This window comes from Streptomyces sp. NPDC052701, from assembly GCF_040678355.1.
In the GTDB taxonomy this organism is placed as follows: Bacteria; Actinomycetota; Actinomycetes; order Streptomycetales; family Streptomycetaceae; genus Streptomyces.
Window position 1 is genome coordinate 233936 of the sequence record NZ_JBFATO010000006.1, and the last position, 13311, is coordinate 247246.

The 13311-nt window shown below is 72.4% G+C and carries 12 protein-coding genes; 8 read left to right on the forward strand and 4 right to left on the reverse strand.

Annotated features, from left to right (window positions below):
* Positions 1-2 precede the first annotated feature (2 nt).
* The 3 genes from AB0L29_RS10735 (at position 3) to AB0L29_RS10745 (ending at position 3405) form a co-directional block, all read left to right on the forward strand.
* On the forward strand, positions 3-1163 hold the full coding sequence (locus tag AB0L29_RS10735; protein WP_365825504.1) for an acyl-CoA dehydrogenase family protein: 1161 nt from the start codon (positions 3-5) through the stop codon (positions 1161-1163).
* Positions 1164-1333: 170 nt separating this feature from the next.
* A complete protein-coding gene (locus tag AB0L29_RS10740) occupies positions 1334-2491 on the forward strand; it encodes an acyl-CoA dehydrogenase family protein (protein ID WP_365825506.1) in 1158 nt (385 codons plus the stop codon).
* Between the two features lie 35 nt (positions 2492-2526).
* Complete coding sequence (locus tag AB0L29_RS10745; RefSeq protein WP_365825508.1) at positions 2527-3405, forward strand: acyl-CoA thioesterase II; 879 nt, start codon at positions 2527-2529, stop codon at positions 3403-3405.
* Positions 3406-3598: 193 nt separating this feature from the next.
* On the opposite strand, the gene AB0L29_RS10750 is transcribed toward AB0L29_RS10745, so the two are convergent.
* Together AB0L29_RS10750 and AB0L29_RS10755 are read right to left on the reverse strand one after the other, a co-directional pair.
* The gene (locus AB0L29_RS10750; protein ID WP_365825510.1) at positions 3599-4387 is read right to left on the reverse strand and encodes a phosphatase; all 789 of its coding nucleotides are present in this window, start codon (positions 4385-4387) and stop codon (positions 3599-3601) included.
* A 70-nt stretch (positions 4388-4457) separates the two neighbouring features.
* The gene (locus AB0L29_RS10755; RefSeq protein ID WP_365825512.1) at positions 4458-5933 is read right to left on the reverse strand and encodes a PucR family transcriptional regulator ligand-binding domain-containing protein; all 1476 of its coding nucleotides are present in this window, start codon (positions 5931-5933) and stop codon (positions 4458-4460) included.
* 186 nt (positions 5934-6119) lie between these two features.
* Between AB0L29_RS10755 and AB0L29_RS10760 the strand changes: the two genes are divergently transcribed.
* The 3 genes from AB0L29_RS10760 (at position 6120) to AB0L29_RS10770 (ending at position 10302) form a co-directional block, all read left to right on the forward strand.
* Entirely contained in the window at positions 6120-7583 is a 1464-nt protein-coding gene (locus AB0L29_RS10760) for a sodium:solute symporter (protein WP_365825514.1), read from the forward strand.
* A 65-nt stretch (positions 7584-7648) separates the two neighbouring features.
* The gene (speB, locus tag AB0L29_RS10765) at positions 7649-8620 is read left to right on the forward strand and encodes an agmatinase (RefSeq protein ID WP_365825516.1); all 972 of its coding nucleotides are present in this window, start codon (positions 7649-7651) and stop codon (positions 8618-8620) included.
* Positions 8617-10302, forward strand: coding sequence for a thiamine pyrophosphate-binding protein (locus tag AB0L29_RS10770; RefSeq protein ID WP_365825518.1), 1686 nt, complete (start codon positions 8617-8619; stop codon positions 10300-10302). The genes speB and AB0L29_RS10770 overlap by 4 nt, the downstream gene beginning before the upstream one ends.
* A gap of 10 nt (positions 10303-10312) precedes the next feature.
* Here AB0L29_RS10770 and AB0L29_RS10775 read toward each other — a convergent pair whose 3' ends face one another.
* Positions 10313-10669: a peptidase inhibitor family I36 protein gene (locus AB0L29_RS10775; protein ID WP_365825520.1), complete on the reverse strand. Its 357-nt coding sequence runs from the start codon at positions 10667-10669 to the stop codon at positions 10313-10315.
* 211 nt (positions 10670-10880) lie between these two features.
* Complete coding sequence (locus AB0L29_RS10780) at positions 10881-11699, reverse strand: endonuclease (protein WP_365825522.1); 819 nt, start codon at positions 11697-11699, stop codon at positions 10881-10883.
* A 201-nt stretch (positions 11700-11900) separates the two neighbouring features.
* On the opposite strand from AB0L29_RS10780, the gene AB0L29_RS10785 reads away from it, so the two are divergent.
* Together AB0L29_RS10785 and AB0L29_RS10790 are read left to right on the forward strand one after the other, a co-directional pair.
* A complete protein-coding gene (locus tag AB0L29_RS10785; protein WP_365825524.1) occupies positions 11901-12239 on the forward strand; it encodes a hypothetical protein in 339 nt (112 codons plus the stop codon).
* 324 nt (positions 12240-12563) lie between these two features.
* Positions 12564-13109 (forward strand): SUKH-4 family immunity protein, encoded by a 546-nt coding sequence (locus AB0L29_RS10790; RefSeq protein ID WP_365825526.1) that lies wholly within the window; start codon positions 12564-12566, stop codon positions 13107-13109.
* The last annotated feature ends 202 nt before the right edge of the window (positions 13110-13311 follow it).

Sequence of the window (13311 nt, forward strand, 5' to 3'; positions counted from 1 at the left end):
CCATGGACCACCGTCTCTCCCCCGAGCTGGAGGAACTGCGGCGCACCGTCGAGGCGTTCGCGCACGACATCGTGGCGCCCAAGATCGGCGACTTCTACGAGCGGCACGAGTTCCCCTACGAGATCGTCCGCGAGATGGGCCGCATGGGCCTGTTCGGGCTGCCGTTCCCCGAGGAGTACGGCGGCATGGGCGGGGACTACCTGGCCCTCGGGGTGGCGCTGGAGGAACTGGCCCGGGTCGACTCCTCGGTCGCCATCACGCTCGAGGCCGGGGTCTCCCTGGGTGCGATGCCCATCCACCTCTTCGGCACCGAGGAGCAGAAGCGCCGGTGGCTCCCGCGCATGTGCTCCGGCGAGATGCTGGGCGCCTTCGGCCTGACGGAACCGGACGGCGGCTCGGACGCGGGCGCGACCCGCACCACGGCCCGCCTGGACCCCTCGACCGACGAGTGGGTCATCAACGGCACCAAGTGCTTCATCACCAACTCGGGCACGGACATCACGGGCCTGGTGACGGTCACGGCGGTCACGGGCCGCAAGCCGGACGGAAGGCCCGAGATCTCGGCGATCATCGTCCCGTCGGGCACCCCCGGCTTCACGGTCGCGGCCCCGTACTCCAAGGTCGGCTGGAACGCCTCGGACACCCGCGAACTCTCCTTCGCGGACGTCCGGGTCCCGGCCGCCAACCTGCTGGGCGAGGAGGGCCGCGGCTACGCCCAGTTCCTGCGCATCCTCGACGAGGGCCGCATCGCCATCGCGGCGCTCGCGACGGGCCTGGCGCAGGGCTGCGTGGACGAGTCGCTGGCCTACGCGAAGGAACGTCACGCCTTCGGCCGGCCCATCGGCGCCAACCAGGCCGTCCAGTTCAAGATCGCCGACATGGAGATGAAGGCCCACACGGCCCGGCTGGCCTGGCGGGACGCGGCCAGCCGCCTGGTCGCCGGCGAACCCTTCAAGAAGGAGGCGGCGCTGGCGAAGCTCTACTGCTCCACCGTCGCGGTCGACAACGCCCGCGACGCCACCCAGATCCACGGCGGCTACGGCTTCATGAACGAGTACCCGGTCGCCCGCATGTGGCGCGACTCCAAGATCCTGGAGATCGGCGAGGGCACGAGCGAGGTCCAGCGGATGCTGATCGCACGGGAGTTGGGGCTGGCGGGCTGAGCGGCGCGGCCCGTCCCGTGCCCCGCGCGGGGCACGGGACGGGCCGTGGCCGACGCCGGCCCGCCGCGGGCGCGAGGTGGGCAAGGTCACCCTGGACGGGCTTCGTACTCGCCGGTACCTTGAGTCTGAGCAAGCGCTTAGACATGCCCAGAGTCCGTGGAGGTGGCGGCGTGCGCCGTACGGTGTTCAACGAGGATCACGAGGCGTTCCGGGAGACCATCCGCGCCTTCATCGAGGCCGAGGTCGTCCCGGTCTACGACGAGTGGTTCGCGGCGGGTCAGGCGCCCCGCGACTTCTACTACAAGCTCGGCGAGCTGGGCGTCTTCGGCATCAACGTCCCCGAGGAGTACGGCGGCGCCGGCCTGGAGACCCACAAGTTCGAGGCCATCCAGTACGAGGAGACCGCCCGCGCGGGCGTCACCTTCGGCGGCTCCGGCGTGCACGTCCTGCTCGCCCTGCCGTACATCAAGATGCTCGCCACCGACGAGCAGAAGAAGCGGTTCCTGCCCAAGTTCGTCTCCGGCGAGGAGATGTGGGCCATCGCGATGACCGAGCCGGGCACCGGCTCCGACCTCGCGGGCATGAAGACCACCGCCAAGCTGAGCGAGGACGGCACCCACTACGTCCTCAACGGCGCCAAGACCTTCATCACCGGCGGCGTCCACGCCGACAAGGTCATCGTCTGCGCCCGCACGGCCGCGCCCACGGCCGAGGACCGCCGCCACGGCATCTCCCTGTTCGCCGTCGACACCAAGTCCGAGGGCTACTCCGTCGGCCGCAAGCTCGACAAGCTCGGCCTGAAGACCTCCGACACCGCCGAACTCGCCTTCGTCGACGTCAAGGTGCCCGTCGAGGACCTGCTCGGCGAGGAGAACAAGGGCTTCTCCTACCTCGGCGCCAACCTGCCCTCCGAGCGCTGGGGCATCGCCTACGGCGCCTACGCGCAGGCCAAGGCCGCCGTCCGGTTCGCCAAGCAGTACGTGCAGGAGCGCACCGTCTTCGGCAAGCCGGTCGCCCACTTCCAGAACACCAAGTTCGAACTGGCCGCCTGCCAGGCCGAGGTGGACGCGGCCGAGGCCGTCGCCGACCGCGCGCTGGAGGCCCTCGACGCCGGCGAGCTCACCCCCGCCGAGGCCGCCAGCGCCAAGCTGTTCTGCACCGAGGTCGCGCACCGCGTCATCGACCGCTGCCTCCAGCTGCACGGCGGCTACGGCTACATGAACGAGTACCCGATCGCCCGCCTGTACGCCGACAACCGCGTCAACCGCATCTACGGCGGCACCAGCGAGATCATGAAGACGATCATCGCCAAGGACATGGGGCTGTAGGGCCGCCGGAACCCCCGCCGCACACCACCGCCCCCATGAGCCAGGCACTTCAGGGCCTCCTCGACCTGCTCGACCTGGAGCGGGTCGAGGAGGACGTCTTCCGCGGCCGGTCCCGCTCCGCCGTCGTCCCGCGCGTCTTCGGCGGACAGGTCGCGGCCCAGGCGCTCCTCGCCGCCGGGCGCACGGTCCCCGCGGACCGGCCGGCGCACTCCCTGCACGCGTACTTCCTGCGCCCCGGCGACCCGGGCGCCCCCATCGTCTACACGGTCGACCGGATCCGCGACGGCCGCTCCTTCACCACCCGCCGGGTGGTCGCGGTCCAGCACGGCAAGCCGATCTTCCACCTCTCGGCGTCCTTCCAGGCGTACGAGGAGGGCCTGGACCACCAGGCGCCGATGCCGCCCGCGCCGGACCCGGCCACGCTGCCCACCTCCGAGGAGCGGCTGCGCGGCTACGCCCACCTCGACCCGGAGATCGTGGAGCGGTTTGTCGAGGCGCGGGCCGCGGTCGACCTGCGCTACGTCGGCGAGCCGCCGTTCGGCCGGTTCGGCGAGCCGCGCGAGCCGCGCTCCCAGGTCTGGTTCCGCACCGACGGCAAGCTGGACCGCGAGGTCGACGACCCGCTGCTGCACGTCGTCCTCGCCACCTACGTCTCCGACATGACCCTGCTGGACTCGGTGCTGCTCGCGCACGGCCGCGGCGGCTGGGCCGTCGGCGACGTGGTCGGGGCGTCGCTGGACCACGCGATGTGGTTCCACCGGCCGTTCCGCGCCGACGAGTGGCTGCTGTACGACCAGGAGTCGCCGTCCGCGTACGGCGGGCGCGGCCTGGGCCAGGCCCGCATCTACACGCAGGACGGGCGACTGGCGATCTCGGTCGTCCAGGAGGGCGTGGTCCGCGTGCCGCGGACCTAGGGCCTGTTGTCCGGATCGGGCCGGCTGTGAGGTGCGGCACCTTTCAGCCGACCCGGGCGGGGCCTGGTGCGTGCGGCTGCAAGGCGGAGGAGGGAGCCGACGCGGAGCGTCGGAGGCCGGCGACGACGCCGCGGATGTGCGTGCCGGGCGCCGCGACGCCGGGAAGATCCGGACGACAGGGCCTGGCTCCTCCTCAGAGCAGGCCCGCCTCCGTCAGCAGGTACCGCGTCATCGGGTCGTAGAAGCGCGGACTGACCACGTGGTCGTCGAGAGGGACCGTCACCTGCACGGTGCCCTCGGCCTCCGCGAGGAACAGCGCCGGATCGTTGCAGTCGGCGTAGCCGACCGAGTCCACGCCGTGCTGGCCGGCGTACCCCGCCCAGCCGTGGTCGGCGACGACCAGGTCGGGCAGCGGGCGGCCCGCGCGCTCCAGGCCGGTCAGGATCGCCTTCATCGGCTCGCCGGAGTGGGTGTGCCACAGCGTGGCGCCGTGCTCCAGCACCGCCACGTCAGCGAACTGCATGACGTACCCCTCGTCCGTCTGCAGCCCGTCCGGGATGACGACGATCTCGCAGCCCGCCGCGCGCAGGGCGGCGGCCGTGGCGCGGTGCACGTCCAGCAGGCCGCCGGGGTGCCCGGTGGCGAACAGCACCCGCTGCCCGCCGTCGGCCGCCTTGCGCAGCCGCCCGGCCATCCGCTCCAGCGCGGCGACGGTCAGCTCGGGGTCGATGGTGTCCTGGCCGTACCGGTGCCCGGGGTCGTCGCTGACGCCGCACCGCTCCGCCATCACCGCGAGCACGTCCTGCTCGTCGGTCCAGCGGTCGCCGAGTTCCAGTCCGAGCCAGTAGTGGCGGTCGCCGTTGGCCAGTTTCCGGTAGTGGGAGAGGTTGTTCTCGCGCGGTGTGGCCACCTTCCCCGCGATACGGGTCTTCACGAGGTGCTCGACGAGTTCGGCGCGGCTGGGTGTCCCGGGTATCGGCATGGCATCCATTGTGAGGCAGCGGCCGGGGGCCGTCCTTGGCGTATCGGACGCTGGGACGCGCGTCACGTACTCAGGCCCGGCGCAGCGCGAACCACAGTTCCATCCGTACGTCCGGGTCGTCCAGGTCGGCCTCCAGCAGCGCGGCGCAGCGGGCGATGCGCTGCCGCACGGTGTTGCGGTGCACCGACAGGGCGACCGCGGTGCGGTCCCAGCTGCCGTGCAGGGACAGCCAGGTGCGCAGGGTCTCGGCCAGGGCGGGCCGCCCGGCGAGCGGGGCGAGCAGGGCGCGGGCGTGGGCCGCCGCCTCGTCGGGCGGGACCAGGTCGGCGAGGACCGGGCGGTCGCCGTGCCGGACCAGGGGGGCGCGGGTGGCGCGGGCCCGGGCCAGGGCGCGGGCGGCCTGCGTGTCGGCGGCCGGCCAGTCCGGCGGGCCGGCGGCGGCGCTGACGCCCAGGGTCCAGCCGGGCAGCGGGGCGGGTGCCCGGCCGGCGGGGACGAGGACGCGTACGACGTCCCCGGCCGCGTCGACCAGGGGGGAGCCCAGGGCGGCGCCCAGCGCGGAGGCGGCGACGGCGTCCGGGGCGCCGGTGTCCGGGCGGGCGTGCACGACGCGCCACGTCCCGGCGCCGAGCAGCGGGGCCACCTCCTCGGGCGGGGCGCCCAGCAGGAGCCGTACCAGGGCGGAGGAGCGGGCCGCGCCCGCGGTGCTCTGGTGTTCGCCGGTGAGCAGGGAGAGGAGGACGGCGGCGACGGAGGCCACGGTGTGGTCGCCGGCGGCGCGCTGCGGGGCCGCGACCCCGAGGACGAAGCCCTGCCCGGTGCCGAGGGCGTAGGCGGCGAGGTGGGTGCCGGCCAGGGTGTCGGTGGCGGTGGAGGAGGCGCGGCGGGTGACCTCCCGGGCCAGGGCCGCCATCGCCTCGGCGACCTCGGCCGGCACTTCCCGCCCGGCCGCCGCCAGAGGGGCCCCCTCCGGTCCGTACAGCACCGCCCGGCCGCCCAGCCGCCCGGCGAGCTGCCGCAGCACGGCCGGCACCGGGTCGGGCCGGGCCGCGGCGGCGGCCAGGCTCTGCTGGGCCTCGGTCACCCGGCGCAGCTCGGCCAGGCGGGCCTGGGCCATCAGCTGCCAGACCGCGCGGGCCACGCCCGAGAAGGTGGTGTGCGGCGGGACCTCCAGCAGGGGGAGTCCGTACGCCTCGCAGGCCGCGGCCAGGGCGTGCGGCACGGTGTCGTGCACCGGCGCGAGACCGAAGCCGAGCGCCGCGCCGCCCGCGGCCACGATCCGGGAGACGTAGGCGTCGAAGTAGTCCCGCGGGCCCTGGGCGCTCCCGGCCGGGTCCGCCTCCTGCGGGATGTGGACGCCCGCCGTCAGCAGCAGCTCCCCGCCCAGCAGGTACGGATACGGGTCCGCCATCTCCGAGGTGTGCACCCAGTGGATCACGGTGTCCGGGTCCCGCGGTCCGGCGATCCGGCGCAGGGCCAGGTCCTCGCGGGCCAGCAGAGCCGCCAGGGGCACCGGGGGAGCGGGCGGGACCGCGGGATCCGGCATGGTGTGCGTTTCCTCCGTCCACCGGGATCCGAATGGAGGAAAAGTACACTTCGCAGTCGCTTTCCGGCCACCTAGGGTCGACCCAGACCGGCAGCCACGGGTACGGGCGGATGTCCCCGCGAGCCGCTGCCGGCTTCCCCGGCAACCGCACGACACGCCACCGAGAGTGCGTGAAGGAGGCCCCACATGGCCGTCGACTACACCGTCATCGTCGTCTACCTGGCCGGCATGCTGGCCATGGGCTGGTGGGGCATGCGCCGCGCCGGGTCCAAGAGCGAGTTCCTGGTGGCCGGCCGCCGCCTCGGGCCCGCGATGTACTCCGGCACCATGGCGGCGATCGTGCTCGGCGGCGCCTCCACCATCGGCGGCGTCGGCCTCGGCTACCAGTACGGCCTGTCCGGCGCCTGGATGGTCCTCACCATCGGCCTCGGCCTGCTCGCGCTGTCGGTGTTCTTCTCCGCCCGCATCGCCCGGCTGAGGGTCTACACCGTCTCCGAGATGCTGGACCTGCGCTACGGCGGCCGCGCGGGCGTCATCTCCGGCGTCGTGATGTGGGCGTACACCCTCATGCTCGCCGTGACGTCCACCATCGCCTACGCCACCATCTTCGACGTCCTGTTCGACATGGACCGGACCGCGGCGATCGTCCTCGGCGGCTCGATCGTCGTCGCGTACTCCACGCTCGGCGGCATGTGGTCGATCACGCTCACCGACATGGTGCAGTTCGTGGTCAAGACGGTCGGCGTGCTGCTGCTCCTGCTGCCCATCGCCGTCGTCAGGGCGGGCGGTTTCTCCGAGATGCGGGCGCAGCTGCCGACCGAGTACTTCGACCCGCTGGGCATCGGCGGCGAGACGATCTTCACCTACGTGCTGATCTACACCTTCGGCATGCTCATCGGACAGGACATCTGGCAGCGCGTCTTCACCGCCCGCAGCGACCGCACGGCCCGGTGGGGCGGAACCGTCGCGGGCACCTACTGCCTCGCGTACGCCCTCGCCGGCGCGGTCATCGGCACGGCGGCCAAGGTGCTCTACCCGAAGCTGTCCAGTGCCGACGACGCCTTCGCGACCATCGTGAAGGACGAACTCCCGGCCGGGGTGCGGGGCCTGGTGCTCGCGGCGGCGCTCGCGGCCGTGATGTCGACCTCCTCCGGCGCGCTGATCGCCTGCGCGACCGTCGCCAACAACGACATCTGGGCGCGGCTGCGGGGCGTCGTGACGTCCTCCGGCGGGCAACAGCACGACGAGGTCAGGGGCAACCGAGCGTTCATCCTGATCATGGGCATCGCCGTCATCGGCACCGCCATCGCGATCGACGACGTCGTCGAGGCGCTGACCGTCGCCTACAACCTCCTGGTCGGCGGTCTCCTCGTCCCCATCCTCGGCGGGCTGCTGTGGAAGCGCGGCACCGTGCAGGGCGCCCTGGCCTCCGTCGTGGTCGGCGGCCTCGCGGTCATCGGCCTGATGGCCGGCTACGGCATCCTCGCCAACGAGCCCGTCTACTACGGCCTGCTGTCCTCCCTGGCCGCCTACCTGGTCGTCTCCCTGGCCACCCCGGCCACCGACGCCGCCGTGCTCGCCGCCTGGCGCGAACGCCTGGCCGGCCGGTCTCCCGAACCCCTGTCCGAACCGGTCCCGGCTCCCCGGTAGAGTCGGGAAGCAAGCAGCACATACGCGACGAAGCGTAAGAAAGCTTAAGAAAGAAGGCAGTTCCCATGAGCAGCACCGAGACGCCCCGCGGCCCCGTCGACTCCTCCCGCGTCCCGCGGTACGCCGGTCCCGCGACCTTCGCCCGGCTGCCCCGCCTCGACGAGGTCGGCCGCGCCGACGTCGCCGTGGTGGGCGTGCCGTTCGACTCGGGCGTCTCCTACCGGCCGGGCGCCCGCTTCGGCGGCAACGCGATCCGCGAGGCGTCCCGGCTGCTGCGCCCCTACAACCCGGCGCAGGACGCCTCCCCCTTCGCCCTCGCCCAGGTCGCCGACGGCGGCGACATCGCGGTGAACCCGTTCAACATCAACGAGGCCGTGGAGACGATCGAGGCGGCGGCCGACGAACTGCTCGGCACCGGCGCCCGCCTGATGACGCTGGGCGGCGACCACACCATCGCCCTGCCGCTGCTGAGGTCCGTCGCCAGGAAGCACGGCCCGGTCGCCCTGCTCCACTTCGACGCCCACCTCGACACCTGGGACACCTACTTCGGCGCCGAGTACACCCACGGCACCCCGTTCCGGCGCGCGGTGGAGGAGGGCATCCTCGACACCGAGGCGCTCTCCCACGTCGGCACCCGCGGCCCGCTGTACGGCAAGCAGGACCTGACCGACGACGAGAAGATGGGCTTCGGCATCGTCACCTCGGCGGACGTCTACCGCCGGGGCGCCGACGAGGTGGCCGACCAGCTGCGCCAGCGCATCGGCGACCGCCCGCTGTACATCTCCATCGACATCGACTGCCTCGACCCGGCCCACGCGCCCGGCACGGGCACCCCGGAGGCGGGCGGCATGACCTCCCGCGAACTGCTGGAGATCCTGCGCGGGCTGGCGTCGTGCAACCTGGTCTCCGCGGACGTCGTCGAGGTGGCGCCCGCCTACGACCACGCCGAGATCACGTCGGTGGCCGCGTCCCACACGGCGTACGAACTGACGACGCTCATGTCCCGCCGGATCGCCCAGGAGAAGGCAGCGCAGTGACCCACGACCACGACCTGGTACTCCGTCCGATGGCCGCCCAGACGGAGGCCGCCCTGAACCCTCCCCCCGGCCGCAACGGCGGAGACCTGGTCGTGGAGACGCTGGCCGGGCTCGGCGCGACGACCGTCTTCGGCCTGCCCGGCCAGCACGCCCTCGGCATGTTCGACGCCCTGCGCCGCTCGGACCTCAGGTACGTCGGCCTGCGGGTGGAGAACAACGCCGGCTTCGCGGCGGACGCGTACGGCCGGATCACGGGCGAGGCGGCCCCGCTGCTGCTGTCGACCGGTCCCGGCGCGCTGATGTCGCTGGCCGCGCTGCAGGAGGCGGCGGCGGCCTCGGCCCCCGTGCTGGCGATCGGCAGCCAGGTCCCGACGGCGGGCCTGGGCGGCGGACGCCACGGCTACCTGCACGAACTCCCCGACCAGGCAGCCTCGTTCCGGGGCGTGGTGAAGTCCGTGCACACGGTCCGCACCCAGTCGCAGATCCCCTCCGCGATCGCCGCGGCCTGGCAGTCGGCGCTGACCGCCCCGCACGGCCCGGTGTGGGTGGAGATCCCGCAGGACGTGCTGCTGGCGCCGGCCTCCCTGCCGGTGGTGACCGGCCTGGACGCCGCTCCGGAGGACCTGCCGCCGCGCCCCGAACTGACCGCCGTGGCCGCCGACCTGCTGTCGCGCGCCGCCCGCCCGGCGATCATCGCGGGCGGGGGAGTGGTTCGTTCGGACGCCTCGGGCAAGCTGAGGGAGCTGGCGGAACGGCTCCAGGCCCCCGTCGTCACCACCTTCGGCGGCAAGGGCGCCTTCCCCTGGAACCACCCGCTGTCCCTGCAGTCCTGGCTGGAGGACCGCCACACCACCGACTTCCTGGAGGACGCCGACGTCCTGCTGGTCGTCGGCTCCGGCCTCGGCGAACTCTCCTCGAACTACCACACGTTCAGGCCGCGCGGCCGCGTCGTCCAGATCGAGGCGGACCTCGGCAAGCTGGAGTCCAACCACCCGGCCCTCGGCATCCACGCGGACGCGCGCCTGGCGCTGCAGGCGCTGCTGGAGACGGTCCGCGAGCGCCGGGACCCGGCCGCCCCGGAACGCGTACGGGCGCTGCTCTCCCGGGTGGGCGAGCGCATCGCGTCCCAGGAACTCACCCTGGAACAGGAGCTGCTGGCGTCGGTCCGCCGGGCCCTGCCCGCGAGCGCCCCCTCCTTCTGGGACATGACGATCCTGGCGTACTGGGCGTGGTCGGCCTTCGACCCGAAGAAGCCGAACACCATGCACTCCGCCCAGGGCGCCGGCGGCCTCGGCTACGCCTTCCCGGCGGCCCTCGGCGCGGCGGTCGCCGACCCCTCCCAGCCGGTGCTGGCGGTCTCCGGCGACGGAGGGGCGCTGTACTCCGTCGCCGAACTCGCGACCGCGCGGCAGCACGATCTGAACGTCACCTGGCTGATCGTCGACGACGGCGGCTACGGCATCCTGCGCGAGTACATGACGGACGCGTTCGGGCAGGCGACGGCGACGGAACTGGCCCGGCCGGACTACGTGGCGCTGGCGGAGTCGTTCGGGGTGCCGGGGGTGCGGACGACCCCGGACGCCCTGGAGACGGACCTGGCGAAGGCACTCGCCTCACCGGGGCCGTCGGTGGTCGTCCTCCCCGCCGTGCTGCGGATGTTCGCGCCGACGCACCTGGGCTGAGTCCGGCGGGTCAGCAGCCGCCCGGTCCGACCCCGTCGATGCGGCCGCCGAAGTCGCCGCGGTAGCGGGAGCGCCAGTCGCCGTTGAACACGTCCCGCTTCTCGACCGGCTGCCAGTTGATGAAGCAGGCCCGGGTGCTGGCCACGAACGAGCCGACGCGGTCGTGGAGGCGGGGCGGCATGTCGCGGTAGCCGCTGCGCGCGGTCCACTCCCAGTAGTCGCCGCCGAAGCCCTCGCCGCTCCAGAAGCACACCGAGCCGTCGGGACAGGACGGGGGTGCGGCCGGCGCGGCGGACGCCGCGTGGGCCGGCAGCAGGAGCGCGGTCAGGGCGAGGACGGCGGCAAGGGACCAGGAACGAGTCTTCACGGCACTCTCCGGTGAGGTGTCGGGGAATCGGATCGCCCCGGCGGACGTGCCGGGGTGATGCCATGGTCCCGGCGGGGTGGGGCGGGCCGCCCGGGGCGGTCGTCCACACCACCTCATGGAGTGAACCGGAGGCCCGGCGGGATAGTTCTCCGCCGGGCGGCGGGCGCTGACGCGCGGGGCGTGCGGGCCCGCGCAGCACCGGCGCCCGGTGTCACCAGATCGCCTCGACCCACTCCGGGTGGTCGACGAACGGGTTGCGGTTCTTCTGGTAGCTGTCGTAGATGACCTGGTTGCGGCGCTCCTCGAAGGCGTCCGGCGGGTCCTGCTCGTTCCACCGCTTCAGGACGGACAGCTTGCCGGTGTAGGGCGCACTGCCGTTGCCCACCCGGTCGTTGGGCTCCAGGTCGGCCCAGGCGTCGTCGCCCTCGTAGCGGACGGCCATGTAGAGGATCATGCGGGCCACGTCGCCCTTGACGGCGTCGCGGGGCTCGAAGGAGTCGGAGTCGGTGTAGCTGGTCGACGTGCCACCGACCGGGCTGCCGCCCTCGTCGAAGTCCTTGTTGCCGCGCACGGAGTTGACGGTCACGTCCTCGGGGCGGATGTGGTGCAGATCGGTGCCCGGGCCGGTCGAGGTGGTGAGGTCGCCGTGGGAGATCGCCCAGACGTGCTCGCGGTTCCAGTCGCCGACGTCACCGCCGTTGAGGCTCTTGCTGCGGGACTTGCCGGAGTACAGCAGGATGACGTTGGCGCTGTTGGCCGGGTCCTGGTCGGTGACCTTGAGGGCCTCCCACAGCGCCGAGTACGACAGCCTGGTCTGGCTGCTGATGATGGTGTGCAGGGACGACTTCAGCGCCGTGCCCGTCTTGCCGACCGCGGTCCTGTAGTACGTCGTGTCGTACGCGGTGGTGGTCGCGGCGGTGCTGGTCGCGGCGGCCGGGGCGGCGGTCAGGGCGGGGGTGGTGAGAGCGGCCAGGACGGCGGCGGTGGCCAGCGCCACCGGCTTGCGGGGGCGTATGCGTGTGCGCGGCATGTGGGGTCCGTTCTACGCGGGTTGAGGGGGGGGCGGCACCGGGAGAGTGGCATGGACATGCAGCCGTGTAAAGGAAATCGGTGTGTCCATCGGGTGACGGCAACCGGCGAACACGCCGAAACGGGCCGACGGGACCCGACGGCATGTCAGGGGCCGCCCGGGGAGGGGGCCGGCACGGCCCTGGCCTCGGTGGACGTGCCGGTGGGGGAACCCGGCCCGGCGGCGGGGGAGAGCGTCCCGCTGGTCCACAGCGGGGGAGCGGACGGCCGGGTCCGGGCGTGGCGCCCCGGCAACGACCCGCTGACCGTGCCGATGGGTGAACGTCGTTGTCCTATCAGCGCGTTGGCGGCGGCGATGACGACGACCGGCCTCGCCCTGGCCGTCGTCCGGGCGGACGGCCTCGTCCCGTACCGCCGCCCGGACGCGCACGAGGAGCGCGCCTTCCGCCCCGGCGCACCGGTCGACGCGCTCGCCCTGTCCGGCACGGAGGAATGGCTGATCGGCACGGACGGGTCACTGATCCGCCTGCGACCGCGCTGACGACTCCTCGGCTCCCCGCTGTCGGCCATACGCCGTGTTGAAGAATGCATGATCGATTGCAAGGGTGAAGGGAGTTGATCTACGAGGGGGATGCGGCGCGTGGGCAAGAAGCTGCCCGAGAGATGTCACGGAACGTGAGCCATGCCAGAAGAATCCCAGACGCAATGAATGGTCGGACTGCTTCTTCAAGCCAGCGAACCCGGACCTGGCGGTGACGCACGCCGCGAACTGTGATCAGAGTGACAAGTCGACCCAGAACAAGGAACACGACGCCTGCATGGACCGACTCAAGAAGGCGCACGGAAGGAATCAGAGGAATCCTCCATGAAGAAGGTTCTCGACGGTGAACAGCTCGTGCGCCTCCACGGGCTGGATGCTGTCATCTTCTTCCCGCAGCCGCCCGGCGGGGTTTTCGAGCCTGATACGGCGAGGTTTCTCAGCAGCGTGGGACTCCCGGTGAACCGTCTCTGCACGGTGCGGGCGGACGATGCCGTCGACGAGGCGGACCCGGTGGAGCTCGGCGCGCTGTTTGAGTTAGTGGGGGACAAGTGCCCGGCCGAGCGTCGGCACTGGCAGACCCTGGGCTACCTCAGGACGACCCTGATCGTCGTCGATCCGGCGACCGGTGCCGTGTACGGCTACCCGGAAGGCGAGGAGGACTGCATTCCCCTGCACCGCGACGTGGAGTCGCTGGCCTTCTGTCTGAACGAGCTGCGCAAGCTCCAGGACTCCTCGGCGCAGGGAGGCGGCCGGGAGGGGATTGCCCACCGGTTCCGTCAGGCGGTGACGGCCTTTGATCCCACCCCCCTGCGGCATGAGGAATCGGAGTGGAACACCATTTTGGAGGAATTCCTCGACGAGATGTGGTGAACGAATCGCGAGGCGGGACGGGAGGTGGTCGTCGACGCTCTGTCGGACGTCGAGCGGTGAACTTCCCCTCAAGCCGGGAAGTCGTGCAGTCCCCCTTTGGCCCGGTTGCGCCGGGGCGCGCCCCGAAATCGGCACAAGGGAACCACCTGTACAGTCGCCACACCGAGTGAGAACCCTGCCGGAAGCTGCCCTCCTGCTACGA

Coding starts and splice junctions, on each gene's coding strand:
- AB0L29_RS10755 (WP_365825512.1), bottom strand. CDS start 5,933: ATGCCGGATCCCGCGGTCCCGCCCGCTCCCCCGGTGCCCCTGGCGGCT.
- AB0L29_RS10745 (WP_365825508.1), top strand. CDS start 2,527: ATGAGCCAGGCACTTCAGGGCCTCCTCGACCTGCTCGACCTGGAGCGG.
- AB0L29_RS10750 (WP_365825510.1), bottom strand. CDS start 4,387: ATGCCGATACCCGGGACACCCAGCCGCGCCGAACTCGTCGAGCACCTC.
- AB0L29_RS10790 (WP_365825526.1), top strand. CDS start 12,564: ATGAAGAAGGTTCTCGACGGTGAACAGCTCGTGCGCCTCCACGGGCTG.
- speB (WP_365825516.1), top strand. CDS start 7,649: ATGAGCAGCACCGAGACGCCCCGCGGCCCCGTCGACTCCTCCCGCGTC.
- AB0L29_RS10760 (WP_365825514.1), top strand. CDS start 6,120: ATGGCCGTCGACTACACCGTCATCGTCGTCTACCTGGCCGGCATGCTG.
- AB0L29_RS10780 (WP_365825522.1), bottom strand. CDS start 11,699: ATGCCGCGCACACGCATACGCCCCCGCAAGCCGGTGGCGCTGGCCACC.
- AB0L29_RS10735 (WP_365825504.1), top strand. CDS start 3: ATGGACCACCGTCTCTCCCCCGAGCTGGAGGAACTGCGGCGCACCGTC.